Annotated in this window: 19 protein-coding genes; 13 read left to right on the top strand and 6 right to left on the bottom strand. The window is 38.2% G+C overall.

Translation table 11 applies throughout. The features are described 5' to 3' along the window. Positions 1-10 precede the first annotated feature (10 nt). Positions 11-154 (bottom strand): hypothetical protein, encoded by a 144-nt coding sequence (locus tag QZ574_RS08430; RefSeq protein WP_297088778.1) that lies wholly within the window; start codon positions 152-154, stop codon positions 11-13. A 192-nt stretch (positions 155-346) separates the two neighbouring features. On the opposite strand from QZ574_RS08430, the gene QZ574_RS08425 reads away from it, so the two are divergent. Together QZ574_RS08425 and QZ574_RS08420 are read left to right on the top strand one after the other, a co-directional pair. Continuing rightward, a complete protein-coding gene (locus QZ574_RS08425; protein ID WP_297088776.1) occupies positions 347-3,382 on the top strand; it encodes a GEVED domain-containing protein in 3,036 nt (1,011 codons plus the stop codon). A gap of 10 nt (positions 3,383-3,392) precedes the next feature. After that, entirely contained in the window at positions 3,393-3,575 is a 183-nt protein-coding gene (locus QZ574_RS08420) for a hypothetical protein (RefSeq protein WP_297088775.1), read from the top strand. A 652-nt stretch (positions 3,576-4,227) separates the two neighbouring features. On the opposite strand, the gene QZ574_RS08415 is transcribed toward QZ574_RS08420, so the two are convergent. Then, a complete protein-coding gene (locus QZ574_RS08415) occupies positions 4,228-5,352 on the bottom strand; it encodes a DUF5009 domain-containing protein (protein ID WP_297088773.1) in 1,125 nt (374 codons plus the stop codon). A gap of 133 nt (positions 5,353-5,485) precedes the next feature. Here QZ574_RS08415 and QZ574_RS08410 point away from each other — a divergent pair, with 133 nt between their 5' ends. Continuing rightward, a complete protein-coding gene (locus QZ574_RS08410; RefSeq protein WP_297088771.1) occupies positions 5,486-6,301 on the top strand; it encodes a mechanosensitive ion channel domain-containing protein in 816 nt (271 codons plus the stop codon). 113 nt (positions 6,302-6,414) lie between these two features. On the opposite strand, the gene QZ574_RS08405 is transcribed toward QZ574_RS08410, so the two are convergent. Further along, positions 6,415-8,055: an AMP-binding protein gene (locus QZ574_RS08405; RefSeq protein WP_297088769.1), complete on the bottom strand. Its 1,641-nt coding sequence runs from the start codon at positions 8,053-8,055 to the stop codon at positions 6,415-6,417. Positions 8,056-8,267: 212 nt separating this feature from the next. Between QZ574_RS08405 and QZ574_RS08400 the strand changes: the two genes are divergently transcribed. Both QZ574_RS08400 and QZ574_RS08395 read left to right on the top strand, forming a co-directional pair. Then, complete coding sequence (locus QZ574_RS08400; protein ID WP_297088767.1) at positions 8,268-8,816, top strand: peroxiredoxin family protein; 549 nt, start codon at positions 8,268-8,270, stop codon at positions 8,814-8,816. A gap of 359 nt (positions 8,817-9,175) precedes the next feature. Beyond that, complete coding sequence (locus tag QZ574_RS08395; protein WP_297088765.1) at positions 9,176-9,766, top strand: hypothetical protein; 591 nt, start codon at positions 9,176-9,178, stop codon at positions 9,764-9,766. A 444-nt stretch (positions 9,767-10,210) separates the two neighbouring features. On the opposite strand, the gene scpA is transcribed toward QZ574_RS08395, so the two are convergent. Further along, positions 10,211-12,367: a methylmalonyl-CoA mutase gene (gene scpA / locus QZ574_RS08390; protein ID WP_297088763.1), complete on the bottom strand. Its 2,157-nt coding sequence runs from the start codon at positions 12,365-12,367 to the stop codon at positions 10,211-10,213. 68 nt (positions 12,368-12,435) lie between these two features. Beyond that, positions 12,436-14,298: a methylmalonyl-CoA mutase family protein gene (locus tag QZ574_RS08385; RefSeq protein ID WP_297088761.1), complete on the bottom strand. Its 1,863-nt coding sequence runs from the start codon at positions 14,296-14,298 to the stop codon at positions 12,436-12,438. 484 nt (positions 14,299-14,782) lie between these two features. On the opposite strand from QZ574_RS08385, the gene QZ574_RS08380 reads away from it, so the two are divergent. The 3 genes from QZ574_RS08380 to QZ574_RS08370 all read left to right on the top strand — a co-directional run bounded on the left by QZ574_RS08380 (position 14,783) and on the right by QZ574_RS08370 (position 17,863). Continuing rightward, on the top strand, positions 14,783-16,573 hold the full coding sequence (locus QZ574_RS08380) for a fasciclin domain-containing protein (RefSeq protein ID WP_297088759.1): 1,791 nt from the start codon (positions 14,783-14,785) through the stop codon (positions 16,571-16,573). An 88-nt stretch (positions 16,574-16,661) separates the two neighbouring features. Continuing rightward, positions 16,662-17,186, top strand: a complete 525-nt coding sequence (locus QZ574_RS08375; RefSeq protein WP_297088758.1) for a fasciclin domain-containing protein — start codon at positions 16,662-16,664, stop codon at positions 17,184-17,186. A gap of 176 nt (positions 17,187-17,362) precedes the next feature. Continuing rightward, positions 17,363-17,863, top strand: a complete 501-nt coding sequence (locus QZ574_RS08370) for a hypothetical protein (RefSeq protein ID WP_297088756.1) — start codon at positions 17,363-17,365, stop codon at positions 17,861-17,863. A 138-nt stretch (positions 17,864-18,001) separates the two neighbouring features. On the opposite strand, the gene metG is transcribed toward QZ574_RS08370, so the two are convergent. Continuing rightward, positions 18,002-20,035 (bottom strand): methionine--tRNA ligase, encoded by a 2,034-nt coding sequence (metG, locus tag QZ574_RS08365; RefSeq protein ID WP_297088754.1) that lies wholly within the window; start codon positions 20,033-20,035, stop codon positions 18,002-18,004. Positions 20,036-20,127: 92 nt separating this feature from the next. On the opposite strand from metG, the gene QZ574_RS08360 reads away from it, so the two are divergent. From QZ574_RS08360 to QZ574_RS08340, 5 genes are all read left to right on the top strand, one after another. Further along, the gene (locus tag QZ574_RS08360) at positions 20,128-20,781 is read left to right on the top strand and encodes an HAD hydrolase-like protein (RefSeq protein ID WP_297088752.1); all 654 of its coding nucleotides are present in this window, start codon (positions 20,128-20,130) and stop codon (positions 20,779-20,781) included. Positions 20,782-20,817: 36 nt separating this feature from the next. After that, positions 20,818-22,029: a hypothetical protein gene (locus QZ574_RS08355; RefSeq protein ID WP_297088750.1), complete on the top strand. Its 1,212-nt coding sequence runs from the start codon at positions 20,818-20,820 to the stop codon at positions 22,027-22,029. A 10-nt stretch (positions 22,030-22,039) separates the two neighbouring features. Next, entirely contained in the window at positions 22,040-22,945 is a 906-nt protein-coding gene (locus QZ574_RS08350; protein ID WP_297088748.1) for an LD-carboxypeptidase, read from the top strand. 175 nt (positions 22,946-23,120) lie between these two features. Further along, positions 23,121-23,483, top strand: coding sequence for a YraN family protein (locus QZ574_RS08345; RefSeq protein ID WP_297088746.1), 363 nt, complete (start codon positions 23,121-23,123; stop codon positions 23,481-23,483). A 183-nt stretch (positions 23,484-23,666) separates the two neighbouring features. Beyond that, entirely contained in the window at positions 23,667-24,017 is a 351-nt protein-coding gene (locus QZ574_RS08340) for an MmcQ/YjbR family DNA-binding protein (protein WP_297088744.1), read from the top strand.

Raw genomic sequence — 24,017 nt, 5'->3', positions numbered from 1 at the left:
ACAAATATACTTAGTAAAACAGTAATTTTTTTGAAAAATTTGGAATAAAATATTTAAGCGCAATTAATACTTGAGACTCAGTTAAGATAATACATTTGTCTTGAATTGGGATTGCAGTTCCCAAAACCACACATTCTGTTTTTTCATTTTTCATTTTTTCATTATTTTAATATATTCGCACGATAGCGCTGATTTACAGCTGTATAGGTAAAATTAGTGTAAATTTATTGTTAACTGTGTGTTAATTGATTCCATGTTTTTAACATGAAATAGGATTGGATTGATTTGCACATAGTTTCAAAAACTTATGTAATTAAATTAATGTTTTTGATCTAACTAACTGTTTATGAGAAATTTTGTTTGGAGATTTCGATCTGTATATTTTTTAAAATATTATATTCTTATTTCTTTTACATTTTTATACAGTTCTGTAACTTCAAAAATTTATAGCCAACCAATTGCATCATGGAATTATTCAATCCAAACGGGAAATATTGGTACAAATTACAACTGGATTGATTGCACATCAGGAATTTCTATAGTTTCAGGAGATGATGTTGAAGGTAGTTTTACGTGGCCCTTCGCTTTTAAGTATTACGATAATATCTACACTACTGCAAACCGATTAAGTGTTACTACCAATGGATTTATAAGATTTGACGGTGTCGCATCTGTAGATGATGCTTCAGCAAGTGATTATAATCTAACCAGTACTTCAATTAGTTTAGGTCAAATTCTTGCACTGGCAGTTTACGATAACAAAGTTGGGGATAATGGTGGATTTTGCAAATATCTGGTTACAGGTGCTGAACCAAACCGCATATTAACTTTGGAATTCAATAATATTGAAATAGACTTTAAGGCAAACAGATATGCAACAGTACAAGTAAGTTTTTACGAAACATCAAATAAAATTGTAATAAAGTTTGGGACCGAAAATATAAACAAGAAAGGAGTTGACATAGGTTTGCATAGTGGTGTTTCAGGTTATTTTAATAAATGGGGAGAAGTAAAAGGATTTGCAGGTAATACATGGATAGAATATACACCCTTGGCTTCACTTATTGTATCGCCTTCAGTTCTTGCTTTTGGTTTTGTCGATGATGGTGGTATTTCGTCAGAACAAATATTCACCGTTACCGGAATTGATTTGGGTTTAGCACCAGGATATATTACGGTTAATGCACCTGCAAATTTTGAGGTTTCGTTATCATCTGGAAGTGGATTTGGAAAATTTGTTGATATCCCGTATTCCTCTTCCGGCTTGGCTACGATAAATGTTTACGTTCGTTTTACACCTACCTCAACTGACGTAGATTACAGTCAGGAAATTACGGTTTCAGGGGGTGGTGCCAATACACAAATTGTTACTGCAACCGGAACTTCAATACCTCCTGGTTATTGTACTTTTACTTTTAATACCGTTAAAACAATCACCGGAGTTGAGTTCAGCACTTTAAATAATACTAATAACTCAACAAATAGTTATGAAGATTTTACAACAACGGTAAGTCCCGGAATGATATTTACAGGAGGAACCTATAGCATAACGATTCAAGGTGAAGCTGATACATGGGAAACTTTGTATTATTCTGTTTTTTTTGATTGGAATCATGATGGGGATTTTACAGATGCCGGAGAATCATTCCCGATTGGAACAATTTCTGATTCCAACGGAAATGATGGAAAATATACTGATGCTCAAATAAATGTGCCAACGTCAGGAATCGCATTGGGAAATACAAGAATGAGAATTATTGGAGATAACGAAGGTTATTCAACAAATCCTTGCTCCAGGGTGAAAAATAAAAGTAATGGTCAAATTCATGATTATACTGTTCTTGTTTCAAAACCTGCTTTTGTTTGGCAAGGTACAGTAGATTCAGACTGGGAAAATTCGAGTAACTGGAGTCATGGTGTTGTCCCCGGTTCAAATGATGAAGTGACAATTCCTGATATGGTTTCAAGTGGTAACTGGCCTGTAATTACCGAGGCCGTTGGTACAATAAAAAATTTGAACTTAGAGTCTACTGCATCAGGTACAGGAAGTGTAATAATTAACGGTGGATCTTTAATCGTTTCGGGAAATGTACAAGTAGGAGAATTTGTTCCAAGTGATGATTGGCACATAATATCTTCACCGGTATCCGGTCAAGAATTAGGTAGTTTTGCAGCAAGTAATAATCTGGGTTTTTATGATGGAGCATATGACATAGCCCCATATTCTGAAATCAATGGAGATTGGGGACCTTTTGATGTGGTCTCAGCGACATCAACTCAATTTGGCAGTGGTAATGCTTACTTGTCCAGATTACCTGTAAGTGATGGAAACAGAGTGATTTATTTTCAGGGAATTTCAATTCATTCCGGAACTATCACCCGATCAATATCTTATTCAACTGCTCCATCAGCAAACGGATGGAACAGTATCGGTAATCCATACACATCATCATTAAAGGCTACAGGAACAGGAAGCTTTTTGGAAGCAAATGTTGGCAATATACATCCTGATTTTGCGGGAATTTATGTTTGGAATAAAGACATTTGGGATTACGATACTTATTCTGCTGTTACCCCGATGGATATTTCATTAGGACAAGGATTCGTAATCAAATCGAAAACCGGAGGCGGTACAATTCAATTTACTCCTTCAATGCAAATTCATTCAAATGTAGCTTTGAAATCTACAGAAAAACCACAATCAAAAATAAAATTAAAAATCTGGTCAACTGAAGCTGAAAATAGTACGATAATTTATTTTGGTGACAACATGACTAAAGGATTTGATAAAATGTATGATATCAGTAAGTTAAAGGGCAATCCCGATATTGCACTTTACACAAAGCTTCCTGAAGATAATATGTATGAACTTGCAATACAGGCACTTCCTAATTCAGCAATGGACGAAACAATCATTCCGGTTGGAGTTGATTGTTGGCTGGGTGGTGAATACGAATTTATGGCTGATTGTGAGGGAATACCAGGTTCTGTTGATATAGTTTTTGAAGATAGAAAGGAGAAAAAAAGTACTATTTTAAATACAAGGAAAAGTCATTATTATACAATTTTAGAGGAAGGAGAAACCGGAGCCGAACGTTTTTTTCTGATTATTAAAAGTAGTACAACAAATGTCAAATCTGAAATCAATCAAAAACCATTTAAAGTTTTTACCAGTGAGAAGGTGATTTTTATTAATGGACCTTTTGATAATTCCACTACTTTGTGCCTGTATAGTGCAGATGGCAAATTATGGAAAAATAAAAAAGCGGAGGATTTGTCAAGAAATAAAATCGATGCTTCATATTTTCCGGCAGGAATTTACTTTCTAAAAATAGACCAAAGTGGAAGACAGCAAACAGAAAAGTTGATATTAATGAGATAGGTTGAGAAGTATGAGTAAAAAGGATTTTCAAAAGTCAGAAAAAGGATTAAGAAAAAAAATAAGTCGAAAAAAGGCGATAAAAAAAATAGGGATTACAGCATTAACTGCTTCATCTGTAATGTTTTTGGAGACTAAAGCGGCAGCTGCAGACTCTTATGCTTCACCTGCAAGAGCACCTAAAAGAGGAAGATAATGAATCTAAAAACTTAACACCAAACCTGTAAAAACAGTGGGAAGTCTAACTATTAAAAACAAGAAAGCGGCGAAGAATCACCGCTTTTCCTTTAAAAACCAAACAATTAATTACTTGTTTAACTCTGCACTTACTGATAACCAATCAATCCACTAAGTACTTGCGGAGTTAGTTAAAGTGTATTAGAAATCTACGCATGTAGTTTTAATTTTGTTTCGTTAATTAGAAATTTAATCTTCTTTAACAATTCAAAATATTTCCTTTTAAAATACGATTTTAATAAAAAAGTTACAATTTTGATTTAATTTGACTATTTGATTTTTTGTGGATTTGAGAAGTAATTGGTTTGATAATAAGTCATTTATACAGTGCAGAAATTTAATCAAAGTGTTGCAAATACTTTTCCCAAAATTTTTTATTTGCAACTTCACCCTTTTTTTTGAAATTTCACTTTCACTGATTTCAGGACCAAAATAATCTTTTATAACCGACTTACTATTTCACTGCTTCAATTTTGTCAATATCTTTTATTAATGGTGATTTTTGGTAACTGCTTTTACCTTTTTTATGATAATATATTAACTCCTGCTGTAACAATTGAGTTTTAAGAATTTCCTCGCTAGAATTATGTATGAATTATTTTATTGTTGATTTAAATTCTGAAGAAAATTCTTTTTTTGTACAAATAATAACACAAGTAGCCTTCCAATCCTAAAATGGTAATTGATGTTATTGTTGCAATAAGGAATGCAGATGCATTTAACCAAAGGAGAATTCCATTTGTAAATATAAAAACAAAGTCGTTCAGCCACTGCATTCCAATAGTATTGAAAAAGAGATAGATAAATATCGAATTGGTGCCAAAAATCACAAATGGCATAATCAAGCCGTTTATTTTTTTTATGTCGATAATCCAATAACTAAAGGCGAGTACTATCAGCGCCCATCCTCCTGATGCCATTACAAATGATGAGGTTGATATACGTTTAATAATTGGAGTAATCGAAGTTCGGTCGAGCAAATATCCGACAAAAAGAATTATAAAGCCTGATAACAAAAGTATTTTGAATTTATTGATTTGAGGTTTGTTGGACAATAATAACTGACCAGCAACAACTCCCCAGATTGTATGAGCTGATGTGGGGATACAATTTATGGCTACCCAGCCACCGCCATTGTTTATTTTTCCCATCAAAATTAAATCCATCCAACTTCCAAAATTCTGGTCTTTTACAAATGGCTGATTAAATCCTTCAACAGGGAAATATCGATACGCAATTTCCGTAACAATCAGCAGAACAAAAGAAGCAACAATTTGAATTGTCCAGTTGAATCTCATAAGGAAATAGGCAATTAAAATTGTAACTGATAATTGAGAAAGTACATTCCAGAGTTCCCAAACAAGTTTTTTGTTATAGCCACAATGCAAACCTACTCCAAAGGCCAGCAAAATTATACAGCGTTGAATTATATGTCTGGTTATTTGCTTTTTCGAATCTCCACGTTTTAATCTTTTAACATAAGAAAATGGCATGGCAACACCTACAATAAACATAAAAAATGGTTGTATTAAATCCCAAAATCTCAATCCGTTCCATGGGTGATGATGAAACTGCTGAAAAAAAGGCTCCAGAAAAGTTCCGGCTATGGGCTCTTTTACTAAAACCGACCAAAGCGCTGTGCCTTCCGCAACCAGCAAAAACATTGTTATTCCTCGGAAAAAATCCAATGATAACAATCTTGAATTTGAACCGGTGATTTGGTTATTTTCAGTCATAGGTTAAGGATAAATTCTAATCTCAAATTTAAAAAAAATGGAGAACATATTGTTTATTTCTGACTATGGTAAACAATAAGGTTGCAGTACTGTTTCTATTTCAGTAAATTAAATAAAAAATAAAACAACTAACATGGAAGAAAAATTGCAAGGTTATTTAGAGATGGCTTACGAATTAATCGTGGCCCACGGTATGAAAGTAGTGATGGCCATTGTCGTTCTTATCATAGGACTTTGGATAATCAGCCGCATCGTAAAAGTACTTGACAAGGTAATGGAAAAACGGGAAGTTAATGTTTCATTGCGTGGATTTTTCAGGCCCTTGGTAAGTATTTTGTTAAAAGTAATGCTTTTTATAAGTATTGCCAGTATGATAGGTATAGAAACAACATCGTTTATTGCTGTTTTGGGTGCCGCCGGTTTGGCAATTGGTTTGGCATTGCAGGGAACATTGGCAAACTTTGCAGGAGGTGTTATGATACTGCTGTTCAAGCCTTTTAAGATTGGAGACTTAATTGAGTCACAAGGCCATAAGGGAACAGTTAAGGAAATTCATATTTTTGTAACTGTATTGCTAACTTTTGATAATAAGACAGTTATAATTCCAAATGCTGCTGTGTCCAACAATGACATTGTAAACTACACCACTCAGGGAATTTTAAGGGTAGATATGACCTTTGGAATATCCTATGATTCAAATATTAAAGAAGCCAAAGATGTATTGATGAATATTGTTAAGAATCATCCAAAAGTATTAAAAGATCCTACTCCTTTTGTTGGAGTTGCAGAGTTGGCAGATAGTTCTGTTAATCTGGTAGTTCGTCCTTATGCAAAAGTTCCGGATTACTGGGCAGTTTACTTCGATGTTTACGAAGGAGGAAAAGTAGCGCTTGATAAAGCCGGTATTACAATTCCATTCCCTCAAATGGATGTTCATTTGGATAAATAAAATTATTTATGACGCCCAAAGACAGGAGTTTGAAATTGAGGTAATTATAACTTGTTTACATATCCAGAATAAATTATTACAGAAATTCCCGGGTTGATCTCCCGGGGAATTTTTTATACATATTTGTAGCGTTTAATATTCTTTTTAGGTGTTTTTTCAAACTCTTCCTTTACTATTTCGATGCTGCTTACCTGTTCATATTTTGGCAGTTCAGCATTGGCTTTCTTTCTGTTTTCCTCCATGATGTTTTCAATCTCTGTATCCGGTATTTTTTCCAGTTTCAGCGATTCAAAATCTGGATAAACCAAAGCAACTAATTTTCCATCTCTGTCTGTTACAACACATTCAGCAACATGATTCTGGTTGCAAATTTTGGCTTCAATTTCTTCCGGGTAGATATTTTGTCCTGACGGACCCAATAACATGTTTTTCGAACGTCCCCTGATATATACGTAGTTGCTTTTATCTATAATTCCCAGGTCGCCGGTTTTGAGCCAGCCATCTTCAGTAAATGTTTCTTTTGTTGCTTCTTCATTTTTGTAATATCCCAACATAATATTTTCACCCTTAACCTGTATCTCTCCTACTATATTATAGGGATCTTCCGAATCAATCCTGATTTCCATCCTGTCAACCAATTTCCCTGCAGAGGAAGACATTGAAGTTTTCCAGCCATCGTAACTTATAAGTGGCCCGCATTCAGTCATTCCATATCCGATGGTAAAACGGAAATTAATTCGTTTAAAGAATTTTTCAACATCAGCACTTAACGGTGCTCCACCGATAACAATTTCCAGGAAATTTCCTCCAAATGTTTCTTCAAGTTTGGTTTTAATTTTATTGAGTAGAATATTTGATATACCGGGGATGGCCAGTAAAAACTTAATGACGGGTTTTTGTAATGTTGGAAGCAATCGTTTTTTATAAATTTTTTCGATCACCAACGGAACAGATAAAATCAGACGAGGTTTAACCATTCCAAATACTTTCGTGATTATTGCAGGAGTAGGGATTTTGCTTAAAAAAGTAATATGGCATCCGATACTTGCAGGAAACAAAAACTCAAACAATAAACCATAAACATGGGCCATGGGTAAAAAAGATACTATTTTATCGCCTCTTTTAACAGGAATGTGTTCTTGCGCATAAATAATATTGGAAACCAGACTTCTTTCCGGAATCATCACTCCCTTTGTAAAACCCGATGTGCCCGAGGTGTACGAAATTATACACATTTCATCCTCCTGCCACTTTTCAAAAACAAATCCTTGCGGCTCAAGTTTGTTTTCTTTGTAATAATTGAAAGCATCGTTTAGTTTGTATTGAATATTCTCATCTTTTGCCTGATGAAGAGAAAAGTTTTCTAAAACCAAAATTGCCTGAAGATTAGCAGATTTCTCCAGATCAACTTTTTCCAAAAGCGACTCGGCACCGATAACAATTTTCGATTCAGAGTGATTGATAATATGATTCGTATCACTTTCATTAAAATCGGGGAGTACAGGAACAACAACTAATCCGGCGGAAATTGCCGATAAAAAAGTTGCCCCCCAATGTGCTGAATTTCTGCCTACTACGGCAATTTTATCCCCCTTTTGAATGCCAATAAGTTGATAAAACAAATGGAGCGATTTTATAATTTCTGCAATTTCTGAGTATTTAAAATCTTTTCCCTCGTAATCGGAAAACGCGAGATTATTCCAGTTTTTTTGAAAGGAATTGGTGTATAGTTCTGCCAGATTATAATCTTTCATATTTTGAAATTTTAAAATTTAAATGGAAATTGGTAATGTCCGAATAAAAGTCCGGGTATTCCGTGTTGCAAAAAACTACTAATGTGATTTGAAAAATTCACTTTTGTTTTATTGGTACCAGCTAATGTTATTATCAAATTTATGAAAAAATGCGGACTTAAAAACTTTTGCAGAAACTACCTGTTATATAAGCAATAAAAATAGGATAGATCATGAAGGGTTTTGTTGTAGTTCTTTTGGTTTTGATTTTTGGAATAGCGCAGGCACAGAATTTTGAACATCTCGCTGTTGGAAATGAAGCCATTGATTTTAGTTTAAAAACAATGGAAGGAAGAGAAGTACAGTTGAGTAACTTATATGAAGATAATCTGGTGGTACTTGTTGTTTTAAGAGGTTTCCCTGAGTATCAGTGTCCTATTTGCTCCCGACAGGTGGGTAGTTTACTTGCTGAAGCTGAAGGATTCTCGGAAGCAGGAGCAACAGTATTGATGGTATACCCCGGAAAAGCAAATAACCTGGATGAACATGCCGATGAATTCACTACTGATTTTGATTTTCCTGAAAATTTTCATTTTACCACAGATCCTGATTATTCGATGATTAACAAATATGGTTTACGCTGGGATGCTCCAAAAGAAATTTCGTATCCATCTACTTTTGTCATCGATAATAATGGAATTATTAAATATTCAAAAATTAGCACAAAACATGGTGGAAGAGCAAAAACCAGAGATGTTCTGGAAGTTCTTAAAAACCTGTAGGTAGTGGTTTAAATTCTGTATTCTTTCATAACAAGGCTACAATCAATTTTTTCTCTTTAAATCCGTTCCTCTATCATTTGAAGGCAGCAACCCTTTTCGTTAATAATTTTTTAGATGAATTTGTTGGTTGAGTAAACCCGCCAGCATGTTTTTTGTGAACTATTAAACTTAAGTTTTTGTAAAATCATGTTCCCAAAATCGCAAATCGCAAAGATTAACATAAATTAACATATTCTAAAAGGTGCTTATTTATAGGTATTATATGAATTTGTAGTTTAAATGTTTATTTAAATAAATGAAAAAGTAAACAAAAATGTTTTTTAAGGTTTATATATGGTAAACGTCTAAAATTAAAAACAATGAAAACAATGAAAAATTTTGCAGTATTATTAGTATTGGTGATGTTAGCGAATGTCGCTTTAGCATCAGGGAACTTAAAAGTTAATTTATTAGAAAATGATGTGGATTATGCAGTGATGGAAATCTCAAACGCCGACATGAGTTTGGTTGAGATTGATGTTAAAAACGCGTATGGTGATGAGCTTTACTCATTAGAAACTACAGTCCCTGTAAATGAGTTTAAAAAACGTTACAATTTTTCAGAATTGGAGGATGGATTGTATTTTTATTCAGTTAAAATCGATGATGAAAAAGTAGTAAAGGAATTGGAAATTGTTGATGGAAAAGTAGAAGTAGTTGATGTTAGAAAATCGGTTGACCCGTATTTTGTTCAGGAAAATGACATGTTAAAATTCTCGTTTCTTAATTTTCAGAAAGAAAACGTAACATTGTATGTTTATGAAGATTCAAAACTATTGACGGAATCAAAACTTGGCAACAGTTTTACTATTAACAAAGCAGTAGATCTAAAAGATTTGAAGAAAGGGAATTATGAAGTAGTTATTACCAATGAAGAGGATGTATTTTCACACAACTTTGTAATTCAATGAATGTAAAGTTTAAGATAATGGTTAAAAGTGCGTTTCTTTTTGAATCGCACTTTTTTATTACAGTTATTTTTTTCTGCATTTCCATGCAGTCTCCATTGTTAGAAATACTAAATATTCAATGCTTGGTAAATTGCAACCTGGAAAATATTAAATAATTAAAATTTCTAAGATTTGATTTTAACAACAAAATATGACATGAAAAGCTATAAGTAATTGAAGGCAGGATAATACTATAAATACCAATTCAGAAATTAATAAGCTAAATTAAAAACCAGTTATTTTCAAAACCGGCATTAAGATCTTATTGAGTCTGACGAATTCCGATTTGGAAACCACGAGACCTGACCTGACATTCTTTGGACAAATAAAAACCGGCTTATCGTGAAACCGGCTCTTTATCTATTCGTCAATTTTTTGACTTTTAACTTTACCCTTTTGCCTTGATTAATCTTCCTTATAAGCTTCAATCAAAACCTCAAGAATTTTTTTACCTGCAGCTGCAACACTGGTACCAGGACCAAAAATGGCAACTGCACCTGCATCATACAGGTATTGGTAATCTTGTGCTGGGATTACACCACCACAGATAACCATAATATCATCGCGACCCAGATTTTTCAATTCTTCAATAATAGCAGGAACCAGTGTTTTGTGACCTGCAGCCAATGATGAAACACCTACCACATGCACGTCGTTTTCAACGGCTTGTTTAGCACTTTCTTCCGGAGTCTGGAACAATGGCCCCATGTCCACGTCGAAACCAAGGTCGGCATATCCTGTTGCAACAACTTTTGCACCACGGTCGTGTCCGTCCTGACCCATTTTGGCAATCATAATACGTGGCTGACGACCTTCCATTTCAGCGAATTTTTTCGCTAAAGCCTGAGCTTCCTGGAATTCAGACTTGTCTTGAGCTTCTGCTTTATACACGCCTTCAATAGTTCTGATTACTGCTTTATAACGTCCTGCAATTTTTTCGCAAGCATCTGAAATTTCACCTAACGAAGCACGTTTTTTAGCGGCTTCAACCGACAAGGCCAACAAGTTACCTTTGCCAGTTTCGGCAGCTTTTGTAATTGCTGCCAATGCTTTCTGTACATCTTCTTCGTTACGCTCGGCACGCAGTTTTTCCAATCTTTCGATTTGCGATTTTCGAACTGCAGTGTTGTCGATATCCAGAATGTCGATCGGATCTTCTTTTTCTAAACGGTATTTGTTGATACCTACAATTGTTTGTGACCCACCGTCGATACGTCCCTGTGCACGTGCTGCAGCTTCTTCGATACGCATTTTTGGTACGCCGGTTTCAATGGCTTTGGCCATACCGCCCAGTTTTTCAACCTCTTCGATAAGCGCCCATGCTTTTTGTGCCAGTTCGTGTGTTAATGCTTCCACATAGTACGAACCTGCCCATGGATCGGCAGAACGACAAATTTCAGTTTCCTGCTGGATGTACAACTGCGTGTTACGCGCAATACGTGCAGAGAAGTCGGTTGGTAATGCAATCGCTTCGTCAAGTGCGTTGGTGTGCAAACTTTGAGTTCCGCCCAATGTTGAAGCCATTGCCTCAATTGCAGTACGACCAACGTTGTTGAATGGATCCTGCTCGGTTAACGACCAACCCGAAGTTTGCGAGTGTGTACGCAATGCCATTGATTTTGGGTTTTTCGGGTTAAATTGTTTAACCAGTTTTGCCCAAATCATACGAGCAGCACGCATTTTTGCAATCTCCATAAAGTGGTTCATGCCAATTGCCCAAAAGAACGACAAACGTGGAGCAAAAGCATCGATATCCAAACCGGCTTTTACACCTGTGCGTAAGTAATCCAAACCGTCGGCAAGGGTGTAAGCCATTTCAATGTCGGCAGTTGCACCTGCTTCCTGCATGTGGTAACCCGAAATTGAGATGGAGTTGAATTTCGGCATGTTTTGAGAAGTGTACTCAAAAATGTCGGCAATAATCTTCATCGAGAACTCAGGTGGGTAAATGTAAGTGTTACGCACCATAAATTCTTTCAGAATATCGTTCTGAATTGTTCCTGAAAGTTGATCTAAAGTAGCGCCTTGTTCCAAACCTGTAACAATGTAAAATGCCAATACAGGAAGAACAGCGCCGTTCATGGTCATCGATACCGACATTTTATCCAAAGGAATCTGATCGAAAAGGATTTTCATATCCAGGATTGAGTCGATTGCCACACCAGCTTTACCAACGTCACCAATCACCCGTTCGTGATCAGAGTCGTATCCGCGGTGTGTAGCAAGGTCGAATGCCACAGACAAACCTTTCTGACCTGCCGCAAGGTTACGACGGTAGAAGGCGTTTGATTCTTCGGCTGTAGAGAACCCAGCGTACTGACGGATGGTCCATGGACGCATAGCGTACATTGCCGAGTATGGTCCGCGAAGGTAAGGTGCCAAACCTGCTGCATAGTTCAGGTGCTCCATTCCTTCAAGGTCTTCTTTGGTGTAAACCGGTTTTACAGGAATCTGCTCCGGTGTTAACCAGTCTTTTTTGATGTTATTTTTTGCAGCCCAGTCAGATGCTTTCGCCTGCTCGGTAGCTGCTTTTATGTTTATATCTTTAAAATTCGGTTTCATAATTTTTTTGTTTTAACCGCAAAGGCGCAAAGACGCTAAGTTTTCTTTGAGTCTTCGTGACTTTGTGTTTAAATTCCCAATTTTGATTGATATGCTTTTAACTCTTCAAGTATATTGCTTTTAACATGAATGAAATTGGTGATACCTTTTGCTTTCAACTCGTCTGCACAAGCAGGAGCTCCGGCAACAACCAGAATTTCTTCACCCAATTGCTCAGCTACTGCAGGAACAATCTCAGCATACTCATCATCCGAACTACAAACTACAACAATGTCGGCGCCTGCTGCTTTTGCTGCGGCAACACCTTCTTCAACTGTTGTAAATCCGTTATTGTCTTGTACGTCGAAACCGGCAACTGCAAAGAAATTACAGCTGAATTGTGCACGTGCTTTGCGGAAAGCTAGATTACCCATGGTAAGCATAAATGCCAATGGGCGTTTGTTTTCGCGCGCGTACATATCTGTAGTGTAGCGCAATGTTTCAAATGGTTGAGCACCGCGGTAAGGTTTTAGTGTTTCCACTTCAGCTCCTTCTGCAGTTAAGTCAACAGCCTCAAACAACGATCCATCGAAATCAGCTTTCATCTCTTCAGTGAAATTAGGGAACTGGTTAGTTCCTAACAGGTTTTCACGACGCTGAGCGATTTTTTTATCACGGTCAGCAGCCATTGCTTTAACCTCAGCCTGAATAAATCCTTCTTTAAAAGCAGCAATAAAACCACCCAAGTCCTGAACAGCAAGGAAAAGCTCCCATGCCTGATCGGCCAAGGATTCAGTAAGTGTTTCAATGTAGTACGAACCTGCTGAAGGATCGGCAATCTTATCAAAGTGCGATTCTTCTTTTAACAGGATCTGCTGGTTACGTGCGATACGCTCCGAGAACGGAGTAGTTTCTTCGTAAATAGCGTTAAAAGGAAGTACGGTAACCGAGTGTGCGCCACCTAAGGTGGCCGACATTGCTTCGGTTTGAGTACGCAACATGTTTACATACGGATCGTAAACGGTTTTGTTAAAACGGTTGGTTTCGCTGTGAACGATCATTTTTGCCGAACATTTGCATTCCGGTCCGTAAGCTTCAACAATTTTCGACCATAAAAGTCGGCCGGCACGCAACTTGGCTATTTCCATAAAATAGTTGTTGCTGATACCCATGTTGAATTTAATTGCTTTGGCTGCATCGTCAACACTAACACCGGCTTCGGTTAATTGTGTTAAGTACTCAGCCCCTTGAGCCAGTGAAAACGCCAACTCCTGAGCGATTGATGACCCGCTGTTTGCGAAGAATTTTCCGTGAACGCCAATTACGCGGAAATTTTTAACAGCTTTTGCAGCCTCAACAGACGGAACAAGTTTTTTTACTGCATCTTCTTCCAGTTTTCCTTTTAAAACAAAAGTTCCGATTGGGTCGAGCGATGCCGAAGCAATCACATTATCGTTATCCCATTTTCCTTCTGCCACATAAGCTGCAAAAGTTTCAGCACAATTGTTATTATCGCAAGAACAAACCAGGTTTACTTCGGCTGCTTCCAGACAAATGTCTTTTAGCAACACTCCCAGGCTTTCTTTGGTAACCGAACCACAATCGCTGAAAAGGAATCCAAGCGAGGTAATGCCTTTTCCAAGCACTTCCAGCGCTTTTTTGTTTGCTTCTTCAAAATCGGTAACAAAAATGTTTTGACGAATGAACCAATCGTTGTTGGTTTTATTGTTTCCCCGCACATACGGAAATTCTCCCGGTAAACTCTCCAGGTAGTCTTTTCCTGCAAGGTTTTCCTGACGGTAATACGGACGCACATTGAATCCTTCGTAAGTTTTCCAAACCAATGCACGTTCGTAGTCTTTGCCTTTTAAGTCGGCATTAATTTTTGCTTCCCACTCCTCTGTGGTGATGGGTGCAAAATCGGTGAACAGTTTTTGCTCTTTATCTGACATACTATTAGTAGTTTTTGAAAATCGAACGGCAAAATTAGAGCTTTTAACCATTTGAACCTCAATATCGCAATGCTTTTTGATGAATGTTAACAAAAATCATATTAATCAGGGGTTTGAATTAAGGTTGTGGTAAAACTTAAATGGCAATTCAATTAAAAGGCTGTATTAAATACTAACTGGATGAATATAAAAATTGCCCAAATCATGCGAGTAAATTCAGCTTGAGTGATTCGCTATTTATTCTTAATAGGTATTAATATTTATATGGCTCTCGATAAATTAACAAAAATTAACAAAACAATAAAAAACCCTAATAATAAAGGGGTGAAAGAGCAATAAGTGGTTTCGTTGTTTAATAAAAAACACAAAAAAATAAACAAAAAATGTTTAAGATTGTATCAGTAATCGTTAAACAAAACGAAAACAAGAAAACAATTTCAGAAAACGAAAACAGAAAAAATTGTAATCACTTAAAATCAGAATCATGAAAACGAAAAACATCTTTGAAAAAATGAAATCAGTATTTAATCTGACAACTGTATTGTTGTTAACTGTTGGGCTTTTTACATTAAGCTCGTGCAACGACGATGACGATGAGCCAATGCCCGAACAACCTATGGAAAAATCGATTGTTGACGTAGCGGCTGAAGCCGGTTCGTTTAATGTGTTACTGCAGGCTGCCCAAAAAGCAGGTTTGGCAGACTTTTTAAGCACCGAGCAAAACATTACCGTATTTGCACCAACCGATGCTGCATTTGCCGCTTTATTAACCGACTTGGGCGCAAGTAGTCTGGATGATTTGGATGCTGCAACACTTGCATCCGTTTTAACTTACCATGTTGTTGGCGATTTGGCCTATTCCAATAACCTTGAATCGGGAGCAGTGCCAACTTTAAACACCGGTTCGCCTGATAATACGGCGCTTTCGTTACTTGTGAAAGTTGACAATGGTGTAATGATTAATAATGCCAATGTTACCACTGCCGATGTAATGGCTTCAAATGGAGTTATTCATATTATTGATAAAGTTTTACTTCCACCTTCGGTTGTAGATATCGCCACATATTCCGATGATTTTTCATCGCTTGTGAGTGCTGTAGTGAAGGCCGACCTGGTTGAGACCTTAAGTAGTGAAGGGCCATTTACCGTATTCGCACCAACCAACGATGCATTTGCTGCGTTGTTTGCCGCACTTCAAATAACAAGTCTTGATGAAGTAGGAAATGAAGATCTTGCATCAATTTTAACTTACCATGTTGTTGGCGACAATGTATTGTCAACCGAACTTTCGGCTGGTGAAGTAGAAGCTGTGTCGGGACAAAAATTTAATGTTTCCATTGACAATGAGGTAATGCTGAATGGAACCATAAAAGTAATTGCAACAGATATACAGGGGACGAACGGTGTTGTACATGTTATTGATGCCGTGTTGGTTCCTGAAATGCAAAAATCGAATACCATAGCCGATATTGCTGTGGCCAATTCGGAGTTTTCAATTCTGGTTGAGGCGCTGATGAAAGCTGACCTGGTAGGAGCTGTAGCGGATGATGAGGCAGAACTTACAGTATTTGCACCAACCAACGATGCTTTTGCGGCGCTTCTTTCAGATTTAGGAGCCAGTTCATTAGACGATATACCGGTTGAAACCTTAACCGATATTCTGCTCTACCATGTTATAGGAAGCAAAGCAATGTCAACTGATCTTTCATCGGGTTATTTCCCTACTCTTTCCACCTTTAGTGGTAACAATGTGTCAATGTACATTACGGTTGATAACGGGGTTTATATTAACAAAAACACCATGGTTACAGCGCCCGATATTGCGGCCGACAATGGAGTAATCCACGTGGTGGACAAAGTAATCCTGCCACCATCAGTAGTTAACATTGCTATTGACAACGATAACTTTACTACACTGGTTAGCGCAGTTGTTAAAGCAGGTTTGGTAGATGCCTTAAGCGGAGCAGGACCATTTACGGTGTTCGCACCAACCAACGATGCGTTTGCTGACTTGTTTGCTGCACTCGAAATTTCGGAAATTGAAGACCTTACCGCAGAGCAATTAACACCAATTCTTACTTATCATGTGGTACAAGGTAATGTATTGTCGACCGACCTAAGTGCCGGAACTGTAGGTACACTAAATGCCGAAAAAAGCATTTCGATTGACCTGAGTTCAGGTGTAAAAATTAACGACAGCAATGTAATAGCTGCCGATATTCAGGCTGCAAACGGCGTAGTACATGTAATCGACAAAGTATTAATTCCGGAATAAAAATAGAATAATGTGGTCGGGGTGGTTGCTTAAAGCAGCATCCTGACCCCAACAAACAAATAAATTGTAAACCTTTAATAAAAAGAAAATGAAAACAGTAAAACAATTTTTCTCGATTGTATTGGTAGCAGTGCTAACCGTTGGCTTCGCATTCAACTCAGAAGCTAAAAAGAGTGGCGATACTTCGTCGTCAACCGTAGTAGAAATAGCTGTTTCAAACCCTGATTTTTCAATCCTGGTTGAAGCAGTAACCAAAGCCGATTTGGCCGGAGCTTTAAGTGCCGATGGTCCTTTTACCGTATTTGCACCAACAAACGATGCTTTTAGCTCGTTGTTTAAAGAGCTTGGAGTAAACGGAGTGAGTGATTTAACAGCAGAGCAGTTAACACCTATTCTTACTTACCATGTAGTTTCAGGCAAAGTAATGTCGAGCGATTTATCAAACACATCGGTTGAAACCTTAAACGGAAAAAAAATTAAGGTAGACCTGAACGAAGGGGTAAAAATAAACGACAGTAAAGTTGTAGCAGCCGATATTGCCGGTAAAAACGGAGTGATTCACGTTATAGATAAAGTCTTGGTTCCTGCCGGGAAATCAGGTGGTTGCAACTAAGATTTGCCAAAACGCCATGGCATATTAAATGATTGACCATAATAAAAAACCGACTTCTGATGGAGTCGGTTTTTTTACGTTAAAGAATCTAAAATTAGAATGAAGCTGTTTTTTTCCTGGAATTTTTCCTCTTAATTTTCATAAATTGCATTTTTCAAAAAAAGAAGTTATTCTATATGGAGAAGCTAAAGTGGAGTAAGCAAATATTTGGGTCGAAGCTTGAAATCATGCAGGGTGACGAGCAGATTGGAAAAATCGATTGGGAGAATATGCTTAGCTCAAAAGCACAGGCCATAATAAATGGCAGGTATTTTACCCTTAACCGCGAGTTTTTCTTATCGAAGCTTGAAATTTTTGACGGCAATAGCATGGCTCTTCTGGCTACGGTAATGGTTAATGTTTTTAATCCGCGCAGCGATGTGGTGATAAACGGAAAACGTTTCGAGCTGGAGGTGAAAAATTTTTGGCAGTCGAGGTGGAGCTGGAAATATAATGGGGCTGAAATTGTCACTTTTAATTCGCACGAGTTTGTTTCAAAAGACAAAGGAACAATTGAGCTGGCGACCCCCATAAACGAGGAGGTGGAAATTCTTATTCTACTTGGTTTGTTTGTTCGCAACCAATTTATTCTTTTTATTCTCTTGCTTTTAGCAGTGTTGTTTTTTGTGATTGTTTGATTAGTAAGCTACGGTTTATAAAAAAAAACCGCCCTTGCGTACAAAAGCGGTTATATATGTTGAGTAAGTTTTCTACCCGCCTGTGCGGCAAGAAACCTTACGGAAAAGCGCCAACGCTATGTTGGCACTTATTATCTTTTATCGTATTTCTGATCCGTTTTTAACAGCCTTATCCGGCGAAACGATCGACAATGTTCCATCAGCATTTTCAGCACATAGTATCATTCCCTGCGATTCTATTCCGCGCAACTTTTTTGGTGCCAGGTTTACTAAAATAGAAACCTGTTTCCCGATCAAATCTTCCGGCTTATAATATTCGGCAATGCCCGAAACAACAGTGCGTTGGTCAATTCCCGTGTCAATTCTTAATTTCAGCAGCTTTTTGGTTTTGGCCACTTTTTCGCATTCGATAACTGTACCGGCCCGAACGTCCATTTTTACAAAGTCGTCGAACTCGATATTTTCTTTTGCAGGTGCTGCTGTTGCTTCAGCCATTTCGTTGGCTTTTTTGGTGTCGGCCAGTTTTTGCAGCTGTGCTTCAATTACTTTGTCTTCAATTTTTTCGAAAAGCAACTCCGGCTTGTTTACTTGGTGGCCACTTGGCAACAATTCGGTATCTCCCAGTTTTTCCCAATCCATTTTTTCAAGGTTCAGAAAACCGCGTAGTTTTTCCATGCTAAATGGTAGGAAGGGCTCAAGGCAAATAGTAAGATTGGCGGTAATTTGCAAGCAGATATTCATGATGGTTTCAACACGTTTGGCATCGGCTTTAACCACTTTCCATGGCTCTTGATCGGCTAAATATTTGTTCCCCAAACGGGCCAAATCCATGGCATTTTTCAACGATTCGCGAATACGGAAACTGTCGATACTTTTTTCAACCTCGCCTTTAATATTTGCAATTTCTGCCAGGGCTTCTTTGTCGTAGTCGCTTAACTCACCGCGCTCCGGTACAATTCCGTTGTAATATTTTTGCGTAAGCACCAGGGCCCGGTTTACAAAGTTTCCGAGAACAGCTACCAATTCATTGTTGTTGCGGTTCTGAAAATCTTTCCAGGTAAAATCGTTGTCTTTTGTTTCCGGCGCATTGGCAGTTAAAACATATTTTAGTACATCCTCTTTCCCCGGGAATTCTTCCAGGTACTCGTGCAGCCAAACGGCCCAGTTTCTTGAGGTTGAAATTTTATCATTTTCAAGGTTCAAAAACTCGTTTGCCGGTACGTTCTCCGGCAAGTTGAATGTTCCTTCAGCTTTCAACATGCTCGGGAAAATAATACAGTGGAAAACAATATTGTCTTTCCCTATGAAATGCAGCATGCGGGTTTCCGGATCTTTCCAATAGGTTTCCCAGTCTTCGGTTAGTTCTTTTGTTGCCGAAATGTAACCGATGGGCGCATCGAACCAAACGTAAAGCACTTTACCTTCAACTCCTTCAACCGGAACGGGTACACCCCAGTCGAGGTCGCGGGTAACGGCACGAGGCATCAAACCACTGTCAATCCACGATTTACACTGCCCGTAAACATTGGTCTTCCATTCTTTGTGACCTTCCAGAATCCATTCTTTTAACCAGGGTTCGTATTGGTCGAGTGGCAGGTACCAGTGCGTGGTTTCTTTCAAAACCGGCTGGTTTCCGCTAATGGTTGAAGTTGGATTAATTAATTCGGTTGGGCTTAACGACGTTCCACAGCTTTCGCATTGGTCGCCATAAGCTTTTTCGAAACTGCATTTTGGGCAGGTACCTATAATGTAGCGGTCGGCAAGAAATTGGTTATTAGCCTCGTCGTAATACTGTTCTGAGGTTTTTTCAACGAATTTTCCTTCGTCGTAAAGTTTCTTAAAAAATTCCGAAGCTGTTTCGTGATGAACAGGTGCACTGGTGCGTGAGTAAACGTCAAACGAAATGCCAAATTTTTCAAACGAATCTTTAATTATTCCATGAAATTTATCAACCACATCCTGCGGTGTAATTCCTTCGTTTTTGGCTTTTAAAGTAATAGGCACGCCGTGTTCATCAGATCCGCCAATCATTATTACATCCTCCTTTTTCAGGCGAAGGTAACGCGCATAAATATCAGCAGGAACATAAACTCCGGCAAGGTGGCCAATATGAATTGGGCCGTTGGCATAAGGTAGTGCTGTTGTTATCAGCGTACGTTTGAACTTACTCATTGTTCTAATTTCAAATGATTTTTAGGGCTGCAAAGATAACAAAATTAAGGGAGCAATTTTAAAACTATTACCTTCGCATAAATTTTAAATAAATGGGAATCTTTTCACACATAATTTTTGATCTCGACGGTACACTTACCGATAACACTCAGGGTATAAAAAACTCGTTAAAATATGCTTTGCAGCAAATGCATGTTGATGGTTACGATGAAAATATTCTTGAACGATTTATTGGCCCTCCGCTGCAATGGGGTTTTCAAACACATTTTGGGCTAAGCGAGCGCGATACCAAACTGGCAGTTGAATATTTTAGGGAGTTTTACGGAGAAAATGGTTGGCACCAGAACGATCCGTATGATGGAATTATGGAATTGCTGGCCGAGCTGGATGCACAAGGTAAAAAGATGTATGTGGCAACGGCCAAGCTCGAAAAATTTGCCAATAAAATTATCCGGCATTTTGAAATGGACCGCTACATTATTCAGCTAAAAGGTGCCGATTACCATGCTAAAAAGGCATCAAAAGATGTAATAATCGAGGAAGTGCTTTCGATGCAACAGTTGGTACCATCAAAAGAAATAATAATGGTTGGCGATACTGTTTATGATATTGACGGCGGTAGAAAAAACGCCATTTCAACACTTGCTGTTGGTTATGGTTTCGGAAATGAGGAGGAGCTGCGAGCTGCCAATCCTGATTATTTTGCCGAAGATGTGGATGAACTTTACGAGATTTTAACGGCATAACTCAATTATTCAAAAATGATAGTAAAAAGAAAATCAATGAAAGCTTTTTTTTTATTGGCGGTTGTAATTGCCTTCTTAGGTTGTAATAGTAAATCGCCTGAAGATTCAGAACAAATTCAGTCGTTAAGAATATTCTTAACAGAAAACCCTGAAAATATTACCGGACTACATGAGGCCATATCGGTAGGGGAGAGTGAACTGGCGGCTCAACTTATTAGTGCATACCTCAGTAATGAATTAAAAGAAAAGTACAGAGCAGAATGGGAAACCGAAACGTTGGTTTTAGACGATTATCAGCTTCAGTTTAAATATAAAAAATTTGGTAAAAAACCGCCCCAAGGTTGGAGCCTTTATATTTCGATGCACGGAGGTGGTAATGCTCCGCCAGCACTTAACGACCAGCAGTGGGCGAATCAGAAAAAACTGTACGAGCCAGCCGAGGGAATTTATATGGCACCACGAGCTCCAACTAACACCTGGAACCTCTGGCATCAGGAGCATATCGATTTATTTTTTGAGCGTTTTATTCAGTTGGCCAATGCCTATGAAAATATAAATACCAACCGGGTATATCTTACCGGGTACTCAGCCGGCGGAGACGGAACCTATCAGCTGGCACCACGAATGGCCGATTGGCTGGCTGGTGCTGCAATGATGGCCGGACACCCAAATGACGCATCGCCACTTGGATTAAGAAACCTGCCTTTTGCCATTCAGATGGGTGCTGAGGACAGTGCTTATAATCGAAATACGATTGCTGCCGAATGGGGCGAAAAATTAGATGAATTGCAAAAAAATGACCCGGAAGGCTATGTGCATAAAGTAGATGTTTATGAAGGAATGGGGCATTGGATGGAGCGAAAAGATACCGCTGCATTTAATTGGATGGGTCAGTTTAGCCGAAAGGCCTATCCCCAAAAAGTAGTGTGGAAACAAAGTGGCGTAACACACCATCGTTTTTACTGGTTGGCAGTGCCTGCAAATGAGGCAGTAAAAGATGCCGAGCTTGTGGCGGTAATTAACGGACAAACAATACGTATTGAACAAGCGGAATTGGTTAACCATGTCGTTGTTCGTTTAAACGATTTGATGCTGGACCTCGATAAAAAAATTACAGTTGAATATAAGGGTGAAGTTGTTTTTAACGGAAAAGTAAAAAGATCGGTTTCTACTGTTTGGAAAACGTTGAATGAACGCAACGACCTGAATCAGTATTTTTCTGCTGAAATTGAACTAACTTTAGACTAAAAGAATTGCCATGATAACACCTTTACCATTGCACGCCGGCGCAACCATTCGCATTGTTTCCCCGGCCGGAAAAATTAAAGAAGAACATGTTTTACCGGCGGCAAAGTGGTTGCAGGAACAGGGATATGTGGTAAAGCTGGGTAAAAATGTTTTTGCGCAACATTACCAGTTTGCAGGCACCGATGAGCAACGTTTACACGATGTGCAGGAGGCCCTCGACGACCCGCATTGCGCAGCTATTATTTGCTCGCGAGGAGGTTACGGAACAGTTCGTATCATAAACCGGATTGATTTTACCCAATTTGTGGCAAAACCCAAATGGCTGGTGGGATTTAGCGATATTACCATTTTACATGCATGTTTAAACAACCTGGGTGTGCCAACCCTGCATGGAGTAATGCCCCGCTATTTTTTCACCAAAGACAACGAACCCGGCGATAGCCTTATTTCGATGATGAAATTGATTAGAAGTGAAGGAATTGAGTACCAACTCGAGGGTAGTAATTTTAATAAAACCGGACGCGCTAAAGCACCGCTCGTTGGCGGTAATTTATCAATAATCACCAGCTTGCAAGGCACAAAATACGACATCGATACCGATGGCAAAATACTTTTTCTCGAAGATATTGATGAGTTTTTGTACCATACTGACCGTATGGTGCATCAGCTTAAATTAAGTGGGAAACTGGAAAATCTGTCTGGGTTGGTATTGGGCGATTTTACCGATATGAAAGACAATGAATCGCCTTTCGGACAAACGGTTCACGAAATAATAAACGAAGCCGTAAAAGATAAGGATTATCCGGTTTGTTACGGATTTCCGGGGGGACATGATAAAAAAAATCTGGCGCTGGCCTTTGGTTGCGAATGGGAACTGGAAGCTGCTGAAAGCGGAGCAAAACTGAGGTTGGTGTAAATTAAAGATAGCTTGAGGGCTGCATTGGTGAGCTGAGAATGGATGTTTAAACGGATAAATTGTAAAATTGCTTCGGTCTTCAAGACTTTACCGGAAATTATAAAGTACAAACTTTGCCTTTCCACTTTTTACTTTTACCTTGTTTAAACTTTTCCTTAATAAACGCTGAACAAACATGGTATCAACACGCGAATTGGGCGAAATAGCAGAGGGACTGGCACAGGATTACCTTCGTAACCAGGGCTACCAAATAAAAGCTACCAATTGGTATTATGGCCATTTAGAGCTTGATATTGTTGCCCAGGATGGCGAAGAGCTGGTGATTGTTGAAGTAAAAGCCCGCTCAGGATTACGTTACGAACACCCGTCGGAAGCGGTTACCAATACCAAAATAAAGCGCATAGTTGAAGCCGCCGATGCTTACATTGTTGAACACAACAGTGAATTAGATACGCGCTTTGATGTAATTACCGTCATCTTTTTTCAGCAAGGCCACGAGCTCGAACATTTTAAAGATGCATTTTACCCCACTATTTAAAAAGAAAAGTAACTTTTATTCGTTCCAAAATCATAGCAAGTGATAGCTGCATCTCCCTTTGTGCGGAGTATTTAAGGGGGGATCCTGAGAGTTGGTGTTGGCGTTCTTTTTCAATATTAAAACACTACATCATTTTTATTTCAGTCTGTTTCTTCTATTTTTAGGCTTTCCAAATTGGGAGGTATGAATATTGAAGAAATAAGAGAATATTGTTTGCAGAAAAAAGGAGTAACTGAGAGTTTTCCGTTTGATGAAACAACACTGGTTTTTAAGGTAATGAATAAGATGTTTTGCCTGCTGGGACTCGATGATATGCGGGTGAGTTTAAAAAACGACCCGGATAAAAACATCGAACTAAGGGCGCATTACCCGGCTATTTACGGAGGCTACCACTTAAATAAACAGCACTGGAATACCATTGAACTGGATGGCAGTGTACCTTCGAAATTATTGGCCGAAATGATTGACGATTCATACGACTTGATTGTTGCCAGCCTGACAAAGAAATTAAAAGAAGAATTAAAAAATTTATAA

Origin of the sequence: uncultured Draconibacterium sp. (assembly GCF_913063105.1) — a bacterium.
Lineage (GTDB): Bacteria > Bacteroidota > Bacteroidia > Bacteroidales > Prolixibacteraceae > Draconibacterium.
Note: the sequence above shows the minus strand (reverse complement) of the source record. Positions and strands in the feature narration are given on the sequence as shown.

Excerpts from the sequence above, each read along its gene's own strand:
- QZ574_RS08430 (WP_297088778.1), bottom strand. The coding sequence starts at position 154 with ATGAAAAATGAAAAAACAGAATGTGTGGTTTTGGGAACTGCAATCCCA.
- QZ574_RS08425 (WP_297088776.1), top strand. The coding sequence starts at position 347 with ATGAGAAATTTTGTTTGGAGATTTCGATCTGTATATTTTTTAAAATAT.
- QZ574_RS08420 (WP_297088775.1), top strand. The coding sequence starts at position 3,393 with ATGAGTAAAAAGGATTTTCAAAAGTCAGAAAAAGGATTAAGAAAAAAA.
- QZ574_RS08415 (WP_297088773.1), bottom strand. The coding sequence starts at position 5,352 with ATGACTGAAAATAACCAAATCACCGGTTCAAATTCAAGATTGTTATCA.
- QZ574_RS08410 (WP_297088771.1), top strand. The coding sequence starts at position 5,486 with ATGGAAGAAAAATTGCAAGGTTATTTAGAGATGGCTTACGAATTAATC.
- QZ574_RS08405 (WP_297088769.1), bottom strand. The coding sequence starts at position 8,055 with ATGAAAGATTATAATCTGGCAGAACTATACACCAATTCCTTTCAAAAA.
- QZ574_RS08400 (WP_297088767.1), top strand. The coding sequence starts at position 8,268 with ATGAAGGGTTTTGTTGTAGTTCTTTTGGTTTTGATTTTTGGAATAGCG.
- QZ574_RS08395 (WP_297088765.1), top strand. The coding sequence starts at position 9,176 with ATGAAAACAATGAAAAATTTTGCAGTATTATTAGTATTGGTGATGTTA.
- scpA (WP_297088763.1), bottom strand. The coding sequence starts at position 12,367 with ATGAAACCGAATTTTAAAGATATAAACATAAAAGCAGCTACCGAGCAG.
- QZ574_RS08385 (WP_297088761.1), bottom strand. The coding sequence starts at position 14,298 with ATGTCAGATAAAGAGCAAAAACTGTTCACCGATTTTGCACCCATCACC.
- QZ574_RS08380 (WP_297088759.1), top strand. The coding sequence starts at position 14,783 with ATGAAAACGAAAAACATCTTTGAAAAAATGAAATCAGTATTTAATCTG.
- QZ574_RS08375 (WP_297088758.1), top strand. The coding sequence starts at position 16,662 with ATGAAAACAGTAAAACAATTTTTCTCGATTGTATTGGTAGCAGTGCTA.
- QZ574_RS08370 (WP_297088756.1), top strand. The coding sequence starts at position 17,363 with ATGGAGAAGCTAAAGTGGAGTAAGCAAATATTTGGGTCGAAGCTTGAA.
- metG (WP_297088754.1), bottom strand. The coding sequence starts at position 20,035 with ATGAGTAAGTTCAAACGTACGCTGATAACAACAGCACTACCTTATGCC.
- QZ574_RS08360 (WP_297088752.1), top strand. The coding sequence starts at position 20,128 with ATGGGAATCTTTTCACACATAATTTTTGATCTCGACGGTACACTTACC.
- QZ574_RS08355 (WP_297088750.1), top strand. The coding sequence starts at position 20,818 with ATGAAAGCTTTTTTTTTATTGGCGGTTGTAATTGCCTTCTTAGGTTGT.
- QZ574_RS08350 (WP_297088748.1), top strand. The coding sequence starts at position 22,040 with ATGATAACACCTTTACCATTGCACGCCGGCGCAACCATTCGCATTGTT.
- QZ574_RS08345 (WP_297088746.1), top strand. The coding sequence starts at position 23,121 with ATGGTATCAACACGCGAATTGGGCGAAATAGCAGAGGGACTGGCACAG.
- QZ574_RS08340 (WP_297088744.1), top strand. The coding sequence starts at position 23,667 with ATGAATATTGAAGAAATAAGAGAATATTGTTTGCAGAAAAAAGGAGTA.